Genomic DNA, 15,932 nt, shown 5'->3' on the forward strand with positions numbered 1-15,932 from the left:
CCACGGGACCGTTCAAGGCATGGCCGCCATGCAGATCGTCGACGCCGACAGTCACCACCTCTCCGCCATCACGGATATCTTCAATCACTATATCCTGCACACCAATGCCCGATTCGAAACGTCGCCCCTGACACTGGTAGATAGGCGGGAGTGGTTTTCTCAATTCGCCAGGAACTCGCGGTATCAGCTGCTCGTTGCGGTGGAAGGGGGCCAGGTCGAAGGCTTCGCGGGTTCGCAACCCTATCGTAAGACCGCGGCGTTTTGCCGAACGGTAGAAACCACCATTTACCTGGCTCCTGACAGGGCAAGACGCGGTATCGGTACACGACTTTATTCAGCGTTATTCAGCCGTCTGAGTGAACAGGAGCTGAATCTCGCCGTCGCAGGTATTGCCTTACCGAATGAAAGCTCCATAGCGCTGCATGAGAAATTCGGATTTCGTCGCGTCGGGACCTTCGAGGACTATGCGATCAAGAACGGCCAGTTCCTCAGTGCTCTATGGATGCAGAAGCACCTGGAGCGGCGGCAGGACGGGTAAAAGCGAGTGGCACTCGCTAGACCAAAACCACCCCCAGCTGCTAGATCGGCTGGGGGTGGCTGAAGATACCGCTTAGCTCTGGCGACGCGCCGCGATGCTGCCGAAGCGGCGCTTGAACTGCGCGGCGCGGCCTTCGGTGCCGACCTCGCGCTGCTTCCCGGTGTAGAACGGGTGCGAAGCAGAGGAGATGTCGAGATGAACGAGCGGGTAGGTGTTGCCGTCTTCCCACTCGATCGTTTCGTCCGAGGTCATGGTCGAACCAATCTTGAAGTACTCGTTGACGCTGGTGTCGTGGAAGATGATCTGGCGATAGTCGGGATGAATGCCGTCTTTCATGGGAATCTCCTGTTCGGGTAATTTTGTTATGTTATTACATAATTGATGTTTTGGGCAATCTTTCCTGCCGGGTGAGGCCAGACCAGCCTGGCTTGTGCGCATCGAGACGTGATCCGTTATCATCGCGTCTCACCTATCAGCCAGATAACGACTCTGCATGCACAACCTCTACATTCCCGTCGTCGCCATATTGTTGGTAGCCGCCATCATCTTCGGCGGTCAGGCCATCTCGGACAGCCAAGTCGATGACGACATCAAGACGCTGATTTCACGGCAACTGGGCTCCGACCGCGAGATCGAGTTGCAGTCAATGAAGGAGGTGCAGAAGGGCTATGGCGTGTGCGGGCTTTATCAGACTGGCGAACGTAGCCAGCACGCCTCACCTTTTTACTATAGCAAGGTCAACGAGCGCGTGACCCTGGACGCCGAATCCGAACGATATCGGCGTCACTGCGAGGGCTGATGCAGGAGGGTCAAATCTGTTGAAAGCGGTCGATGCGTTCGCGAATGGCATTTTCGGGGCCGATGAGATCCTGCAGATCCCGTTCGGTCAGGCCGATATCGCGATGGCCGTGGACGATGGAGGTGTAGTTCTCGCCTTCCCGGATCGCTTCCTCGACCAGTAGCGACAGCTCCTTGCGATCATCGAGAGAGGTCGGGTCGAAGCTTTGCCGCGAACGCTTGAACTGATTGGCTTGTTCTCTGCGACAGCGAAGCAGCAGACTTTCCGTGATGAACGACGTGCTTTTCATGGATCGTACCCCCGACGGCGAAGTTCACTCTGAGATTAGAACCAATTCGAAGCATTTCACCATTGGCTTTTTGTTGTAGGCCGTTGGTTGTTGACGAAGAAACAGGGGCGGTGCGTTTGCGATCTACGACCAAGGTCGGTAGGGTCTAGCCCTTCATGCCTAAAGAACCGACCTGATATGACCTCCGACAACAACATGCCGGCCGCTCGGCGTGGCCGATTTGGCGATCCCGTGGTTCTAGTACTGACCATCGGTTTCATCGTCGCATTTGTGCTGTTTTCAGCGATCTCTCCCGACGCTGTGACTGATGCCATTGGCGCCGGCTTCACCTGGACAGCCGCAACGTTCGGCAGTTTTTTCCAGTTGCTACTGCTACTGACGTTCTTCATCGCGCTCGGTATCGCGATCTCGCCAGCCGGCCGCGCGCGCATCGGCGGCACGGATCGCCCAGAGATGAGCACGTTCAAATGGATCTCGATCATCCTGTGTACCCTGCTGGCAGGTGGCGGCGTGTTCTTCGCCGCTGGCGAGCCGGTCTACCATTTCGTGGTCACGCCCCCGGCCTTCGATACCGAACCCAATACCGCGGCTGCTGTCCCGGCTGCCCTGGCACAATCATTCATGCATTGGGGCTTTCTCGCCTGGGCCGTACTCGGCACGCTGCCGGCCATCGTGCTGGCCCATCAGCATTATCATCGCGGGCTGCCGCTTCAGCCGCGCACGCTGCTGGCGCCGATGATTGGCGAACGTCGAGTCCGTGGCGTGCTAGGCAGCGTGGTCGATGCGGTCTGTGTGATCGCGCTGGTGGCGGGTACGGTCGGCCCGATCGGCTTTCTCGCTACCCAGGTCAGCTTCGGCTTTCATGAGCTTTTCGGCCTGATGGACGGCTACGGCACCCAGTTGATCATCATGGCGATTCTGGGCGCTATCTACGTGACCTCAGCGGTGACGGGGATCGACCGAGGCATTCAGATTCTCAGCCGTTTCAACGTAATTCTGGCGATGGCCATCGCGGCAGTGATTTTGGTGTTCGGTCCGACGCAATTTCTCGCCGATGCCTGGTTCCAGGGCTTCGGCACTTATTTGGGGTCGTTCTTCGAGATGGCTTCGATGACCGCACAGACCGCGCCGGCCTGGTGGATGAAATGGTGGACGGTGTTCTTCTTCGCCTGGTTCATCGGCTACGCGCCGTTGATGGCCATCTTCGTGGCGCGGATCTCGAAAGGCCGCAGCATTCGTGAAATGATCGTCGCCGTGGCGATTCTTGCGCCGCTGGCGACCACGGCGTGGTTCACGCTACTGGGCGGTTCGGGCATCTTCTACCAACTTCATGGCCTCATCGATCTCACCGAGCCGTTGCAGAACTTTCGTTTCGATGTCGCCACGCTGACGGTGGCGCAGGCGTTGCCGGGCGGTGTCTTCATGGCGCTGGCGATTCTGCTGCTGACCACGATCTTCGTGGCGACCACGGGAGATTCGATGAGCTATGCCATTTCCGTGGTGTGCGCGGGTCATGATGAGCCCAAGCCTGCGCTACGCGCTTTCTGGGGCGTGGCGATGGCATTGATGGCAGCGATACTGCTGAAAATGGGCGCCGGTCAGATTAGCGTGCTCCAGCAATTCATCGTGATTTCGGCGATTCCGGTGTCGCTGGTGTTGCTGCCGACTCTCTGGCACGGGCCAAAGTCCGCCTACGCGATGGCGCGAGAACAGGGCCTGCTAAGTGATACTCGGACGACCGCAATCGCTGACTGAGCCCAGCGCCAAACCCTGAGTGCAACGCCCCCGATAGTGGATCATCGGGGGCGTTTTGCGTTGGAGGCGAGATTATTGGTGCAGAGAAGCTGGTGATTGGATTTGAGATCTACGACTAAGGTCGGTAGTGTGTCGCGCTTCATGCCTAAAGAACCCTCCCTCTGATATGACCTCCGACACCAACGTGCCATCGACGCAGGGTGGCCGTTTTGGCGATCCCGTCGTACTTGTACTGACCATCGGTTTCATCCTGATCTTTCTGGCCGCATCGGCAATTGCGCCGGATACGGTCGCCCGGGTGATCGATATCGGCTTTACCTGGTCCGCCAAGACCTTTGGCAGCCTGTTCCAGCTGCTGATGCTGCTGACGTTTTTCATTGCCATCGGCGTCGCCGTCTCGCCGGCCGGGCGCGCGCGAATCGGTTCGCAATCGCAGCCCGACATGAGCACGTTCCGCTGGGTATCGATCATTCTGTGTACGCTGCTGGCGGGTGGCGGGGTGTTCTTCGCCGCCGGCGAGCCCATCTATCACTTCGTGGTCACGCCGCCGGCGTTCGACTCCCAGCCCGGCACCGCGGAAGCCATTCCCAACGCGCTGGCCCAGGCCTTTTTCCATTGGGGCTTCACCGGCTGGGCGATTCTCGGCACGCTGCCGGTGGCGATTCTGTCGCATCAGCACTATCAACGTGGCATGCCTTTGCAGCCGAGGACGCTGCTGGCGCCGGTCTTCGGCGACCGGCTGGTGAGGGGGTTTCTCGGCGGCGTGGTCGATGCCCTCTGCGCGATCGCCGTCACCGCGGGTACGGTAGGGCCGCTGGGCTTTCTGGCCACGCAAGTGAGCTTCGGGCTCCACGATCTGTTCGGCCTGCCGGGCGGTTACGAGGTCGAGCTGATCATTCTGGCAGTGCTGGGCGCGATCTACGTAACCTCGGCCGTTACCGGCATCGATCGCGGCATCCAGTTTCTGAGCCGTATGAACGTGATTCTGGCATTGGTGATCGGCGCCATCATTCTGCTCTTCGGGCCGACGCAGTTCCTGGTCGACAGCTGGTTCCAGGGCTTCGGTACCTATCTTGGGCACTTCTTCGAAATGTCGACCATGACCACGGTCACGGCGTCTCCGAGCTGGATGAAGTGGTGGACGGTCTTCTTCTTTGCCTGGTTCATTGGTTTCGCGCCGCCGATGGCGATCTTCGTCACCCGGATCTCTCGCGGGCGTACGGTGCGTGAAATGATCATTGCCACGGCCGTGCTGGCGCCCATCGTCACCACGGTCTGGTTCACGCTGCTGGGCGGTTCGGGCATTTTCTACCAGCTGAGCGGCGCGATCGATCTCGCCGAGCCGCTGAAGAATTTCCAGTTCGATATCGCCACCTTGACCGTCGCCCAGGCGCTGCCCGGCGGCACCTGGATGGCGCTGGCCGTGCTCGTGCTGACCACCGTGTTCGTGGCCACCACCGGTGACTCGATGAGCTATGCCGTCTCCGTGGTGTGTGCCGGTAACGATGAGCCGAGCACCGCGCTGCGGGCATTCTGGGGTATCGTTTTCGCGCTGATGGCGGCGATCCTGCTGGCTATGGGCGAAGGTCAGGTCAGCGTACTGCAGCAGTTTCTGGTGATCCCCGCGGTGCCGGTGGCACTGATCCTGGTCCCTACGCTATGGCATGGCCCCAAGGCGGCCTATGCAATGGCAAGAGCGCAGGGCGTGCTCGACGAATCGCCGGCAACGACGCCGTCACGCTGACAGCGTTCGGGCCCTGGTTCTGACAAGACGAGCCGGGCAAGACGAACCAGGTAAGACAAGCCGGACAAGACGACACCCCCGACGGATCTCTCCGTCGGGGGTGTCTTCGTCTGATCGGCCGCCATCGGCTCGGCGGCCTGCCCTCACGCGGCTCAGGCGTCAGGTAGTGGCCGTCCCCGTGGTCGGCTGAGCCTCGGTCAGGCGGTGCTGACTACCGTTGATCGGAATCTGGCGTGGCCGCTGTTCCTCAGGAATCACGCGCAGCAGATCGACGATCAGCAGGCCGTTTTCGAGCCGGGCGCCCTGAACCTCGATGTTCTCGTCGAGCCGGAACGACAGCTTGAAAGCGCGCTGGGCGATGCCCTGATGCAGATACTGCACGCGGGCGTCTTCCTGGCGCTCGCCTTTACCCGCGGTGAAATAGGGCCGCCGAATTCTTTTTCAAGCGAGGAAGTCGAAGAATCGTGGAGAAGTTTCGGTCGGCTCGAAACCGGCATGGTTGCCGGTCTCGAGCGCTATATGGTGACGGCGATAGGCGTTTAAAGCGTCCGCTGTCGACGCAAGCTCGGCGCGATCAGCCGAACAGCTGGCCGGCGATGCGCAGGCCGGCGACCCAGGTCGCGATGGCGGAGCCCACGCTCGATAGCAGAAATACCAGCAGCGTGCGGGCGACGCGATTGCGCCACCAGCCCTGCCAATGGCTGACATCGCTGCGCAGTCGCGAGAAGTCGCCGACGGTGGGGCGGCGAAGATAGAGCTCGACACCGGCGGTCACGAAGCCGACGCCGATGGTCGGATTGAGCGAGGTCAGCGGGGCGCCAACGAAGGCGGCGATGATCGTCAGCGGATGCGCCAGGGCGATCAGCGCGCCGAGCGCGGAGAAGCTGCCATTGATCAGCACCCATTCGGCCACCAGCGACCAGCCGAGTGACGTATCGCGACTGAACCCGATGGCGAAGCCGGTCAGGACCAGCGCGACGATCACCCACGGGATCACCTTCCACCAGCGCGAGCGAGGGGCGGTCGCCTCCAGGTTGGCACGCTCCTGGATCACGGCATCGAGTTCGGGCGTCTGCTGGTTCAAGGTCTGCAGATGATCCGTCATGCCCTTGAGGTGACCGGCGCCGATCACCACCAGCACGCGCTTGGCGCTGCCGTCCGGCAGTTCCTCGACCAGCTTGAGCGCCATATAGCGGTCGCGCTCGGTGATCAGCGGCTCATAGAGCGTCTGGGACTGTTCGGCGAATTCGGCGAAAGTGGACTCGAGCACGTCGCCCTGCTTGAGCTTTTCGATCTCCTCGCTCGAGACCTTCTGGCGCGACAGCACGCTACCGAGCAGACCGGAGATCAGGCTGAAGCGCTTGTACCAGGGCACGTTCTGATAGATACGCTTGAGCGTCACGCCGATCTCGCGATCGATCAGATAGAGCGGCAGCCCGGCGCGTTGAGTTTCCTTGACCGCGGCACGCATCTCCGCCCCGGGCTCGATTCCCGACTGCTCGGCGACCCGTTGCTGGAAGGCGCCCAGCGCCAGGCTGGCGGCGACCATCCCGGCCTTGCCCTGCTTGAGCACCTGAAACAGATCGAGCTTGGCCATAGCGTTGGGCTGGACCAGGCTCTGGTGGCGCGAGGTGCAGAGTTCGATCGCGACGGCATCGAATTCGCCGGAACGAATCAGTTCGCGAACCTCGTCGGCGCTGGCCTGAGAAACGTGGGCGGTACCCAGCAGCGTCAGATGATGATCGGCGAGATCGACGGTCTCGCGAGGTCCGGCAGCGGTGTCAGACATCAAGGGCGTTCCAGGCTGAAAGAGATAAGGCGGAAAGATCGTAAGCTGAATGATTGTAAGCTGAGAGATCCTCGCCCCATATTGCACGTCGTGCCGCCAATTCCAAACGATTGACTGCGAAAACCGGCGATGCGTAGTGGGCCGCTCGCCGATCAATCGCGGCCGGCAAGATGTGCTTCGGCGTGGGGCGAACGGCAGGCGGCGGCAGTGAACAGTACATCGGTGGAAGAGTTGAGCGCCGTTTCGGTGGCGTCCTGCAGCACGCTGATGACGAAGCCGATCGCCACCACCTGCATGGCGACATCGGCCGAGATGCCGAACAGGCTGGCCGCCATCGGGATCAGCAGCAGCGAGCCACCAGCGACACCGGAAACCCCGCACGCGGCCAGCGCGGAGACCACGCACAGCAGTACCGCCGTGGCGAAATCGACGTCGATCCCCAGGGTATTGACGGCGGCCAGCGTCATCACCGTGATCGTCACCGCGGCGCCGGACATGTTGATCGTGGCGCCCAGCGGAATCGAGACGGAATAGGTGTCGGTGTGCAGGTCCAGCCGCTCGCACAGCGCCAGGTTGACCGGAATGTTGGCCGCGCTGCTGCGGGTGAAGAACGCGGTAATGGCACTGCCGCGAAGGCAGGCGAAAACCAGCGGGTAGGGGTTGCGGCGGATGTAGAGGAACACGATCAGCGGGTTGGTCACCAGCGCCACGAAGGCCATGCAGCCGAGCAGAACCGCCAGCAGCTGGGCGTAATCGACCAGCGCGCTCATGCCGGTCGAGGCGAAGGTGTCGGCGACCAGACCGAAGATGCCCAGCGGCGCGAAACGAATGATCCAGCGCACCAGTCCGGAGACGGCGTCGGAGAGATCGCCCAGTGCCCGACGCGTGGTGTCGTTGGCGCGGCGGAGCAGCAGCCCGAGCCCGACCGCCCACGCCAGGATGCCGATGAAGTTGGCCTCGGTCAGCGCATGGACCGGGTTGTCCACCGCACTCATGGCCAGGTTGCGAAGAATCTCGACGACGCCCGTCGGCGGCGTGCCGTCGGCACTGGGAGCGTCGAGGATCAGCGTCGTCGGGAAGGCAAAGCTGGCGGTCACCGCGACCAGCGCGGCGACCAGAGTGCCGATCAGATAGAGCATCAGCACGCCGCGAATCTGGGTCGGCTGGCCGCGTTGATGGCCGGCGATCGCGGCCATGACCAGCACGAAAACCAGAATCGGCGCCACTGCCTTGAGCGCGCCGATGAACAGATCGCCGAGGATGGCAAACGTTGAGGCGATCGAGGGCGCCAGTGACGCCAGAATCAGCCCTGCGGCGATGCCGATCAGAATCTGGGGAATGAGACCGATGCGAAACCGGGGCGAAGAGGCGGTAGGGGATTCGGAACTGGCGGACATGACGCTCTCTTGAGGTTGCCGGGTGGCGAGGCTGACGGCAATCGTGATGGCTGTGGTAATGGCAATGATAATGGCGAAGCGGGGCATTCTATCATCGCCATCTACCCCGTACCCGGAAGAAGACCAGCTCGACGGTCGATCGTTTCGGCGTCAGCGGCGCCAGAAGGCCGGCGTGAACAGCACCAGAATGGTGAAGATCTCCAGCCGGCCCAGCATCATCGCCAGCACCAGGATCCATTTGGCGATGCTGGGAATGTCGCCGTAGTCGGTGGAGACCTTGCCCAGCCCCGGGCCGAGGTTATTGAGCGCCGAGCCGATCGCCGACCACGCCGTCACCTGGTCCAGACCGGTGGCGAGTAGCGCCAGCAGCATCACCACGAACAGCATCATGTAGACCGAGAAGAAACCCCAGACGGCTTCGGCCACGCCTTCCGAAATACGCATCTTGCCGACCTTGACCGCGAAGATGGCATTCGGGTGAATCAGGCGATGAATCTCGCGAATGCCCTGCTTGAGGATCAGCAGGATCCGGATCACCTTGATGCCGCCGCCCGCCGAGCCGGAACAGGCGCCGACGAACGCCGCCATGAACAGCATGATCGGCAGCACGCCGGGCCACAGCGTGAAGTCGGCCACGCTGAAGCCGGACGTGGTCGCCACCGAGACCGCCTCGAACAGGCCGTGGCGAATACCGGTGGCGTCGTGATAGGTGCCGGTGGCGAACAGGGTGATGATGGTGATCGCGACCAGCAGCCCCAGAAAGGTCACGAAGAAGCGGAATTCCGGATCGCGGATGTACTGCAGCAGGCGCCGCTCGCGCCACACCGCGAAGTGCAGGCCGAAGCTGACTGAGGAGATGATCATGAAGAACACGCAGATCATCTCGATGGTGGCGCTGTCGAAATGCGAAATACTGGCATCGTAGGTGGAGAAGCCGCCGACGGCGACAGTGGCGAAGCTGTGGCCGATGGCGTCGAACCAGTTCATCCCCGCGCCCCAGTAGGCCAGCGCGCAGACCACGGTCAGGATCAGGTAGATGTACCACAGCGCCTTGGCCGTCTCGGTGATTCGCGGGGTCAGCTTGGAGTCCTTCAACGGACCGGGAATCTCGGTGCGGTAGAGCTGCATGCCGCCGATGCCGAGCGTCGGCAGAATCGCCACCGCGAGTACCACGATCCCCATGCCGCCGAGCCATTGCAGCTGCTGGCGGTAGAAGCGGATCGACGCCGGTAGATGATCGATGCCGCTGAGCACCGTGGCACCGGTCGTGGTGAGGCCCGAGAACGATTCGAATACCGCGTCGGTGAACGACATCGACGGCGCTTCGGAGACCATGAACGGGATGGTCCCGAACAGCCCGAGCACGCTCCAGAACAGCACGGTGATGATGAACCCGTCACGGGTACGCAGCTCGCGTTTGGCGTGGCGATTGGGCCAGTAGAGCAGGGCGCCGGTCACGATCGAGATCGCCATGCCGGTGCCGAAGGCGTACCAGTTGCCGTCGTGGAAGATCCGGGCGATGACCATGGGCGGGACCATGGTCAGGCTGAACACCATCAACAGCAGCCCGACGATTCGCAGAATCACCAGAAAACTCAAGAGGCGGCGCTCCCTGCCGGGCGAGAAGGATGGAGGGTCGAGCGCACGACGGTTAGGGTGGCGACGTCGGACATCAGAAGAAGGTCAGGCCGACCTGGAACAGCCGTTCGACGTCGCGGATTCGACGCTTGTCGATGACGAACAGGATCAGGTGGTCGCCGGTCGCGATCATGACGTCGTCGTGGGCGATCAGCACTTCCTTGCCGCGCACGATGGCACCGATGCTGGTGCCGCTGGGTAGATCGACTTCACCGATCGTGCGCCCGACCACGCGAGAGGAGCGTTTGTCGCCGTGGGCGATGGCCTCGATCGCTTCGGCGGCGCCGCGCCGCAGCGAGTGCACGTTGACGATATCGCCACGCCGCACATGGGTCAGCAGGCTGCCGATGGTGGTCTGCTGGGGCGAGATCGCGATATCGATCTCGCCGCCCTGCACCAGATCCACGTAGGCGGCGTTGTTGATCAGCGTCAGCACCTTCTTGGCGCCGAGACGCTTGGCCAGCATCGACGACATGATGTTGACCTCGTCGTCGTTGGTCAGCGCGCAGTAGATGTCGCAGTCCTCGATGTTCTCTTCGAGCATCAACCGCTTGCTGGTGGCGCTGCCGTGCAGCACCACGGTGCGGTCGAGGCGTTCGGACAGCGCGCCGCAGCGGGTCAGATCGTGCTCGATGATCTTGACCTGATGCTTGTGTTCCAGGGTCTCGGCCAGGCGCTCGCCGATGTTGCCGCCGCCGGCGATCAGTACGCGGCGGAAGTCGCGGTCGACCTTGCGGAGCTCCCCCATCACGGTGCGGATATCGCGACGCGCGGCGATGAAGAACACCTCGTCATCGGCCTCGATCACGGTATCGCCGGTGGGAATGATCGGCCGGTCGCGGCGGTAGATCGCCGCCACGCGGGTGTCGATGTTCGGCATGTGTCGGCGCAGAAAGCCCAGTTCCTGACCCACCAGCGGACCGCCGTAATAGGCCTTGACCGCCACCAGCTGGACCAGGCCACCGGCGAAATCGAGAACCTGCAGCGCGCCGGGATACTCGATCAGGCGACGAATATGGTCGGTCACCACCTGTTCGGGGCTGATCAGGACGTCCACGGGGATGGCGTCGTTGGAGAACAGGCTCTTGCGGGTCAGGTAGGCCGTCGAGCGCACGCGACCGATCTTGGTCGGCGTGCGGAACAGCGTGTGCGCGACCTGACAGGCGATCATGTTGATCTCGTCGGAGCTGGTCACAGCGATCAGCATGTCCGCATCCTCGCCACCGGCCTGACGCAGAATATTGGGGTAGGACGCCGTGCCGATCACCGTGCGGATATCGAGCCGGTTCTGCAGTTCGCGCAGCCGCTCTTCGTTGATATCGACGACGGTGATGTCGTTCTCTTCGTGGGCCAGATGCTCGGCCAGCGTGCCGCCGACCTGACCGGCACCTAGTATGATAATTTTCATGCCAAACCTTCACGGAAGCACGGCGGGCCGCCTGTCAGTTTACCGGCGCAGGAGCGGCGAGATCATGCCGTCCGGCGCCGAAATCAGCGCGTAGCATAACGAGCCGACAGGCTGAATGACAGGACCGTGGTCGACAACGCTCCGGCGGGGCGAAATCACCCCGCCGGGTAGCGCTTCTCAATCCATCGTGACGCCGACCTTGATGGTGACCTGCCAGTGGGCAAGCTTGTTGTCCTCGAGGTGGCCGCGGGTTTCGGTGACCTCGAACCAGCGCATGCCGTGAACGGTCTTGCTGGCCTTCTGCAGAGCGTTCTGTACGGCGTCCTCGATGCTGGTGGGGGAAGAGCCGGTCAGTTCGATCTGCTTGTAGACGTGGTCGCTCATGTTGATGCTCCTTGCGTGGGTGAACGTGGTCGGTGAACGTAGTTGGTGAAAGGGGTGCGTGAACGTGGTCGGTGAAAACGCGTGGGTGACAGAGCGCCTGCGTCGTCCTGCGAGGCGCTGAACTCAGGTGTCGACGATGACGACACCCAGCTCCGAAAGTCGCTGACGCGTGATGTCGTCGGTCTCGGAAGTGACCGGGCGCGTCAACGACCAGAGAAAGTGGGTCTTGAAGCCGGCCGCCACGGCATCTTCCGCGGTCCACAGCACGCAGACATCGCGGGCCAGGCCGCAGACATAAACATCGGTGACGCGTCGGTCGCGCAGCCAGCCCGCCAGCCCGGTGGCGGGACGATGGCCGTCGGGGCCGACGTTGTTGCGAAAGGCGCTGTAGGAGTCGATGGCGGGATCGGTGCCCTTGCGAATGATCGCGTCGCAGTAGGACCAATCGATGGCCGGATGCAGCGCCGCCCCTTCGGTGCGCTGAATGCAGTGGTCGGGCCATAGCGTCTGGGAGTGGCCGTAAAATTCGAGCGCCTCGAACGGCTGATGCGGCGGGTGCTTGGAGGCAAACGACACGTGCCCGGCCGGGTGCCAGTCCTGGGTCGCCACGACATGATCGAAGGCGTGCTGGGCCAGCAGCCACTCGAGCCCCAGCAGAATCTCGTCGCCCTGGGCGCAGGCAAGCGCGCCGCCGGGCATGAAGTCCGGCTGCACGTCGACGATGATCAGGGCGCTATGCGCAGAGACGCCGCCGAGTGCCAGCCCCGCGGGCTGCGTCTCGGTGTGGTGCCGGGTATCGGGAGACTCGATCTCGGGAGCCTCGGTATTAGGAACTTCCGTAGCGAGAACGTCCGTTTCGAAAACCTCGTTGTCAGGCACGGCCGGCGCTTCCTGAATGGCGAATTCAGTTCCAGTATCGAAGGCGGATGGGCATGTCGCAAGTGAGAAGCGCGGGAGAGGTGCGGGAGAGACGTGGGAGAGGCGTGATAGCAGGTCGGGGCGGCGAGCCACCCCGACGTGGATCCTGTCTCTGGATCAGGCTTGCTTGCGCAAGCGAGCGTAGAAGAAGCCATCGTGGCCGGTGGCAGCCGGCAACAGCTGCTGGCCCTGGCCGGCGGGGCGACCCCAGCTCAGGTCGGACGGTGTATCGGCGACGGCATCCGGCGTGCGGGCCAGGAACCGTTCGATCTGGGTCGCGTTTTCTACCGGCAGCACCGAGCAGGTGGCGTAGAGCAGCGTGCCACCCGGTGCGAGCTTGGCCCACAGTGACGCAAGCAGCCGCCCCTGCAGCGCGGCCAGTTCGGCGATATCGCTGTGGCGGCGCGCGAGCTTGATGTCGGGATGGCGGCGAATGACGCCGGTGCCCGAGCAGGGGGCGTCGAGTAGAATCACATCGAATGGCTCGCCATCCCACCAGCTGTCGTCGGCGCTCGCCGCGCTGGCATCGGCGGCGTGCAGCGTGGCGTCCAGATGCAGGCGCTGCAGCGTCGTCGCCACGCGTTTGAGGCGAGTGGCGTCGACGTCCAGCGCGGTGAGTCGAGCATCGAAGCGTTCGAGCAGGTGGGCCGTCTTGCCGCCAGGGGCGCTGCAGGCATCGAGCACGCGCTTGTCGTTGCTGTCCGTCAGTACCGGTGCCAGCAGGTCGGCACACAGCTGGGCGGATTCGTCCTGAACGCTGATGTCGCCCTCGGCGAAACCGGGAAGCTGGGTCACGTCACAGGGGCTTTCCAGCTGGATACCGTCTTCGGCGACGGCGCAGGGCGATGCCGCCAGGCCGGCGGTCGTTAGACGCTGGAGATAATCCTCGCGGGTGACGCGGCGGCGATTGACGCGCAGCGTCATCGGACCTGGTTCATTATTGGCTTCGCAGATCGCCCGCCAGTTGTCCGGCCAGGCGTCGCGAAACTCCAACAGCATCCAGGCGGGATGCCACAGCGCCACCGGCGCATCGCGGTCGACCTTGCCCTGCAGCGCCACCGATTCACGCTGGAAGCGGCGCAGACAGCCATTAATGACCTTCGTCGCCCATCCCTTGCCGAAGGCGCGAGCGGCACCGGCGGTTTCGCTGACGGCGGCGTGGGGTGGCACTCGCATGTGCAGAATCTGATATAGGCCGATCAGCAGTAACGCCTGGATGTCGGTATCACGCGCTTTCAGGGGCTCGCGCAGCAGCTGGTTGGCGAGGGCTTCGAGACGCGGATGCGTGCGACAAACGCCGAAGCACAGCGCCTTGACGAAGCCTCGATCGCGCTCCTTGATCACGCTGGAAGCCAGGTCGGCGTCCAGGCTCGACAGCGAGCCCTTGCCGTTCAGCACCGGCACCAGCAGTTGCGCGGCAAACGCGCGAGTATCGCCAGGGTTCATTGGGCGGCTTCCTTGGATGACGGGTCGAGTGATTGACCGGAACGTTGATCGAAACCTGGCCCCAAGCACTGCCCGGGTGCGAGCCGGGGATGGTTGGCATTGAGCAGATCGCGGGCCGCCAGCGGCTTGCCGCCGGGCATCTGCAGCTGGGCCACGCGCAGAACCTCGCGGCCATCGTCGCCACAGGCGATTCGGATAGCATCCGCGGCGGAATCGAGCAGCGTGCCTGGCACGTTGTCCTTCCCACTGGCTTCGGCTTCCGGTGTCGCGAACCACAGCCGCAGGGTTTCACCTTCGAGGCGCGTCCACGCCACCGGCCACGGATTGAAGGCGCGAATCCGACGTGACAGCGCGATCGCCGATTGGCTGAAGTCGAGCTCGGCTTCCGGCTTGGAGAGCTTGCTGGCGTAGGTGACGCCGGCCTCCGGCTGCGGTGTCGCGGTCAGATCCTGCGCGGCCAGCGCGTCGACGCCTTCGATCAGGGTCTGGCCGCCCAGCTCGGCGAGTCGGTCATGCAGCTCGCCGCCGGTGGTGGTGTGATCGATCGGCGTGCGCTTGATCAGCAGCATGGCGCCGGTATCGAGGCCGGCATCCATCTGCATCAGGGTGATCCCGCTCTCGACGTCGCCCGCCTCGATGGCGCGCTGGATCGGCGCGGCACCACGCCAGCGCGGCAACAGTGAAGCGTGCACGTTGAGGCAGCCGAGCCGGGGAATATCGAGCACTGCCTGCGGCAGCAGCAGACCGTAGGCGACGACGATCATCACGTCGGCATCGAACTCGGCCAGCCGACGCTGGGCGTCTTCGTTCTTGAGGCTGAGCGGCGTTTCCACCGGCAGGCCGTGCTCGAGCGCCAGCCGCTTGACCGGGCTGGGCGTGAGCTTGCGGCCGCGGCCGGCAGGGCGGTCCGGCTGGGTATAGACGCCGACGACCTGGTGGCGGGAGGCGAGCAGGGTCGCCAGGCTCTCGGCGGCAAAGTCGGGCGTGCCGGCGAAGACGATCCGCAGCGGCTGCCCTTCACAACGGTGACTCATTCGATGCTTTTCCTGGGGGTGGATGATGCCGACGACGGCAGTGACGCCCACGGATGAAAGGACGAAAGGCCGGCGTCACTGAGACAGCCGGCCTTTGAAAGCCTGAGTGGCGATGCCTGACGGGCAAGGAAGCCGGCGATCAGGCGTCCTGCTTCAGCCGTTTCTGCATCTTCTTGAGAATCCGGTCACGCTTGAGCGGCGACAGATAGTCGACGAACAGCACGCCTTCGAGATGATCGCACTCGTGCTGGATGCAGTGCGCCAGCAGGCCGTCGGCGTCCAGCTCGTAGGCATTGCCGTCGCGATCGGTGGCCTTGAGACGCACGCGCAGCGCGCGCGGCACCTCGGCGTAGTAATCGGGGATCGACAGGCAGCCTTCCTGCAACGGCTCGCGCTCGTCGTCCAGCGGCTCGTAGATCGGGTTGATCAGCACCAGCGGGCCGTTACGGTCGTCGCTGACATCCATGACGATCACGCGCTGATGAACGTCGATCTGTGTCGCGGCCAGGCCGATGCCGGAGGCGTCGTACATGGTTTCGATCATGTCGTCGACCAGCGCACGGATGCTGTCGTCGACCTCAGCGACCGGCGCCGCCTTGGTGCGAAGACGCGGATCGGGATATTGAAGAATGGTTCTGATGGCCATAGTCGTTTGCGTGCCTATCGGCATGAGTGACGTGTAGTGCCTATTGTAGAGCGCCAGCGTCGACGGGGGAACCGCCTGGCGGGTCTTGCGGCCTTCTCGTGCTCGAGTCCGCCGGGCTCTCGTCCTCAAGTCCGCCGGGCTCGCATC

The 15,932-nt window shown here is 63.2% G+C and carries 16 protein-coding genes; 4 read left to right on the forward strand and 12 right to left on the reverse strand.

Annotated features, from left to right (window positions below; all coding sequences use genetic code 11):
• Positions 1 to 19: 19 nt before the first annotated feature.
• Positions 20 to 538 carry a GNAT family N-acetyltransferase gene (locus DOM58_RS10530; protein WP_223162162.1) on the forward strand — a complete coding sequence of 173 codons (519 nt, stop codon included), beginning with the start codon at positions 20 to 22 and terminating at the stop codon, positions 536 to 538.
• Between the two features lie 72 nt (positions 539 to 610).
• Here the strand turns inward: DOM58_RS10530 and DOM58_RS10535 are convergent, their stop codons facing one another.
• Positions 611 to 874 carry a type B 50S ribosomal protein L31 gene (locus tag DOM58_RS10535; RefSeq protein ID WP_110692787.1) on the reverse strand — a complete coding sequence of 88 codons (264 nt, stop codon included), beginning with the start codon at positions 872 to 874 and terminating at the stop codon, positions 611 to 613.
• Positions 875 to 1,031: 157 nt separating this feature from the next.
• Between DOM58_RS10535 and DOM58_RS10540 the strand changes: the two genes are divergently transcribed.
• The gene (locus tag DOM58_RS10540; RefSeq protein WP_110692788.1) at positions 1,032 to 1,337 is read left to right on the forward strand and encodes a hypothetical protein; all 306 of its coding nucleotides are present in this window, start codon (positions 1,032 to 1,034) and stop codon (positions 1,335 to 1,337) included.
• A 10-nt stretch (positions 1,338 to 1,347) separates the two neighbouring features.
• Here DOM58_RS10540 and DOM58_RS10545 read toward each other — a convergent pair whose 3' ends face one another.
• Positions 1,348 to 1,626, reverse strand: coding sequence for a hypothetical protein (locus DOM58_RS10545; RefSeq protein ID WP_075562662.1), 279 nt, complete (start codon positions 1,624 to 1,626; stop codon positions 1,348 to 1,350).
• 177 nt (positions 1,627 to 1,803) lie between these two features.
• Between DOM58_RS10545 and DOM58_RS10550 the strand changes: the two genes are divergently transcribed.
• Together DOM58_RS10550 and DOM58_RS10555 are read left to right on the forward strand one after the other, a co-directional pair.
• Positions 1,804 to 3,381: a BCCT family transporter gene (locus DOM58_RS10550; protein WP_110692789.1), complete on the forward strand. Its 1,578-nt coding sequence runs from the start codon at positions 1,804 to 1,806 to the stop codon at positions 3,379 to 3,381.
• A gap of 166 nt (positions 3,382 to 3,547) precedes the next feature.
• Positions 3,548 to 5,125 carry a BCCT family transporter gene (locus tag DOM58_RS10555; RefSeq protein ID WP_110692790.1) on the forward strand — a complete coding sequence of 526 codons (1,578 nt, stop codon included), beginning with the start codon at positions 3,548 to 3,550 and terminating at the stop codon, positions 5,123 to 5,125.
• Between the two features lie 159 nt (positions 5,126 to 5,284).
• Here the strand turns inward: DOM58_RS10555 and DOM58_RS10560 are convergent, their stop codons facing one another.
• The 10 genes from DOM58_RS10560 to def form a co-directional block, all read right to left on the reverse strand.
• Positions 5,285 to 5,560, reverse strand: coding sequence for an Hsp20 family protein (locus DOM58_RS10560; RefSeq protein WP_110692791.1), 276 nt, complete (start codon positions 5,558 to 5,560; stop codon positions 5,285 to 5,287).
• Positions 5,561 to 5,699: 139 nt separating this feature from the next.
• Complete coding sequence (locus DOM58_RS10565; RefSeq protein WP_110692792.1) at positions 5,700 to 6,914, reverse strand: TraB/GumN family protein; 1,215 nt, start codon at positions 6,912 to 6,914, stop codon at positions 5,700 to 5,702.
• A gap of 152 nt (positions 6,915 to 7,066) precedes the next feature.
• The gene (sstT, locus tag DOM58_RS10570; protein ID WP_110692944.1) at positions 7,067 to 8,311 is read right to left on the reverse strand and encodes a serine/threonine transporter SstT; all 1,245 of its coding nucleotides are present in this window, start codon (positions 8,309 to 8,311) and stop codon (positions 7,067 to 7,069) included.
• Between the two features lie 150 nt (positions 8,312 to 8,461).
• The gene (locus DOM58_RS10575; protein WP_110692793.1) at positions 8,462 to 9,910 is read right to left on the reverse strand and encodes a TrkH family potassium uptake protein; all 1,449 of its coding nucleotides are present in this window, start codon (positions 9,908 to 9,910) and stop codon (positions 8,462 to 8,464) included.
• Between the two features lie 73 nt (positions 9,911 to 9,983).
• The gene (gene trkA / locus DOM58_RS10580; RefSeq protein ID WP_075562657.1) at positions 9,984 to 11,357 is read right to left on the reverse strand and encodes a Trk system potassium transporter TrkA; all 1,374 of its coding nucleotides are present in this window, start codon (positions 11,355 to 11,357) and stop codon (positions 9,984 to 9,986) included.
• Between the two features lie 177 nt (positions 11,358 to 11,534).
• Positions 11,535 to 11,741 carry a dodecin gene (locus tag DOM58_RS10585; RefSeq protein ID WP_075562656.1) on the reverse strand — a complete coding sequence of 69 codons (207 nt, stop codon included), beginning with the start codon at positions 11,739 to 11,741 and terminating at the stop codon, positions 11,535 to 11,537.
• 123 nt (positions 11,742 to 11,864) lie between these two features.
• A complete protein-coding gene (gene pncA, locus DOM58_RS10590) occupies positions 11,865 to 12,620 on the reverse strand; it encodes a bifunctional nicotinamidase/pyrazinamidase (RefSeq protein WP_245392233.1) in 756 nt (251 codons plus the stop codon).
• A 156-nt stretch (positions 12,621 to 12,776) separates the two neighbouring features.
• Positions 12,777 to 14,105 (reverse strand): 16S rRNA (cytosine(967)-C(5))-methyltransferase RsmB, encoded by a 1,329-nt coding sequence (gene rsmB, locus DOM58_RS10595; RefSeq protein ID WP_110692794.1) that lies wholly within the window; start codon positions 14,103 to 14,105, stop codon positions 12,777 to 12,779.
• Positions 14,102 to 15,139 (reverse strand): methionyl-tRNA formyltransferase, encoded by a 1,038-nt coding sequence (gene fmt / locus DOM58_RS10600; protein WP_110692795.1) that lies wholly within the window; start codon positions 15,137 to 15,139, stop codon positions 14,102 to 14,104. Before fmt ends, rsmB begins: the two co-directional genes overlap by 4 nt.
• Positions 15,140 to 15,278: 139 nt before the next feature.
• Positions 15,279 to 15,785, reverse strand: coding sequence for a peptide deformylase (gene def / locus DOM58_RS10605; RefSeq protein WP_110692796.1), 507 nt, complete (start codon positions 15,783 to 15,785; stop codon positions 15,279 to 15,281).
• Positions 15,786 to 15,932 lie beyond the last annotated feature (147 nt).

Origin of the sequence: Salinicola halophyticus (assembly GCF_003206695.1) — a bacterium.
GTDB classification, from domain to species: domain Bacteria; phylum Pseudomonadota; class Gammaproteobacteria; order Pseudomonadales; family Halomonadaceae; genus Salinicola; species Salinicola halophyticus.

Excerpts from the sequence above, each read along its gene's own strand:
- trkA (WP_075562657.1), bottom strand. The coding sequence starts at position 11,357 with ATGAAAATTATCATACTAGGTGCCGGTCAGGTCGGCGGCACGCTGGCC.
- DOM58_RS10565 (WP_110692792.1), bottom strand. The coding sequence starts at position 6,914 with ATGTCTGACACCGCTGCCGGACCTCGCGAGACCGTCGATCTCGCCGAT.
- rsmB (WP_110692794.1), bottom strand. The coding sequence starts at position 14,105 with ATGAACCCTGGCGATACTCGCGCGTTTGCCGCGCAACTGCTGGTGCCG.
- DOM58_RS10545 (WP_075562662.1), bottom strand. The coding sequence starts at position 1,626 with ATGAAAAGCACGTCGTTCATCACGGAAAGTCTGCTGCTTCGCTGTCGC.
- DOM58_RS10585 (WP_075562656.1), bottom strand. The coding sequence starts at position 11,741 with ATGAGCGACCACGTCTACAAGCAGATCGAACTGACCGGCTCTTCCCCC.
- DOM58_RS10540 (WP_110692788.1), top strand. The coding sequence starts at position 1,032 with ATGCACAACCTCTACATTCCCGTCGTCGCCATATTGTTGGTAGCCGCC.
- DOM58_RS10550 (WP_110692789.1), top strand. The coding sequence starts at position 1,804 with ATGACCTCCGACAACAACATGCCGGCCGCTCGGCGTGGCCGATTTGGC.
- DOM58_RS10530 (WP_223162162.1), top strand. The coding sequence starts at position 20 with ATGGCCGCCATGCAGATCGTCGACGCCGACAGTCACCACCTCTCCGCC.
- DOM58_RS10555 (WP_110692790.1), top strand. The coding sequence starts at position 3,548 with ATGACCTCCGACACCAACGTGCCATCGACGCAGGGTGGCCGTTTTGGC.
- fmt (WP_110692795.1), bottom strand. The coding sequence starts at position 15,139 with ATGAGTCACCGTTGTGAAGGGCAGCCGCTGCGGATCGTCTTCGCCGGC.
- sstT (WP_110692944.1), bottom strand. The coding sequence starts at position 8,311 with ATGTCCGCCAGTTCCGAATCCCCTACCGCCTCTTCGCCCCGGTTTCGC.
- def (WP_110692796.1), bottom strand. The coding sequence starts at position 15,785 with ATGGCCATCAGAACCATTCTTCAATATCCCGATCCGCGTCTTCGCACC.
- DOM58_RS10535 (WP_110692787.1), bottom strand. The coding sequence starts at position 874 with ATGAAAGACGGCATTCATCCCGACTATCGCCAGATCATCTTCCACGAC.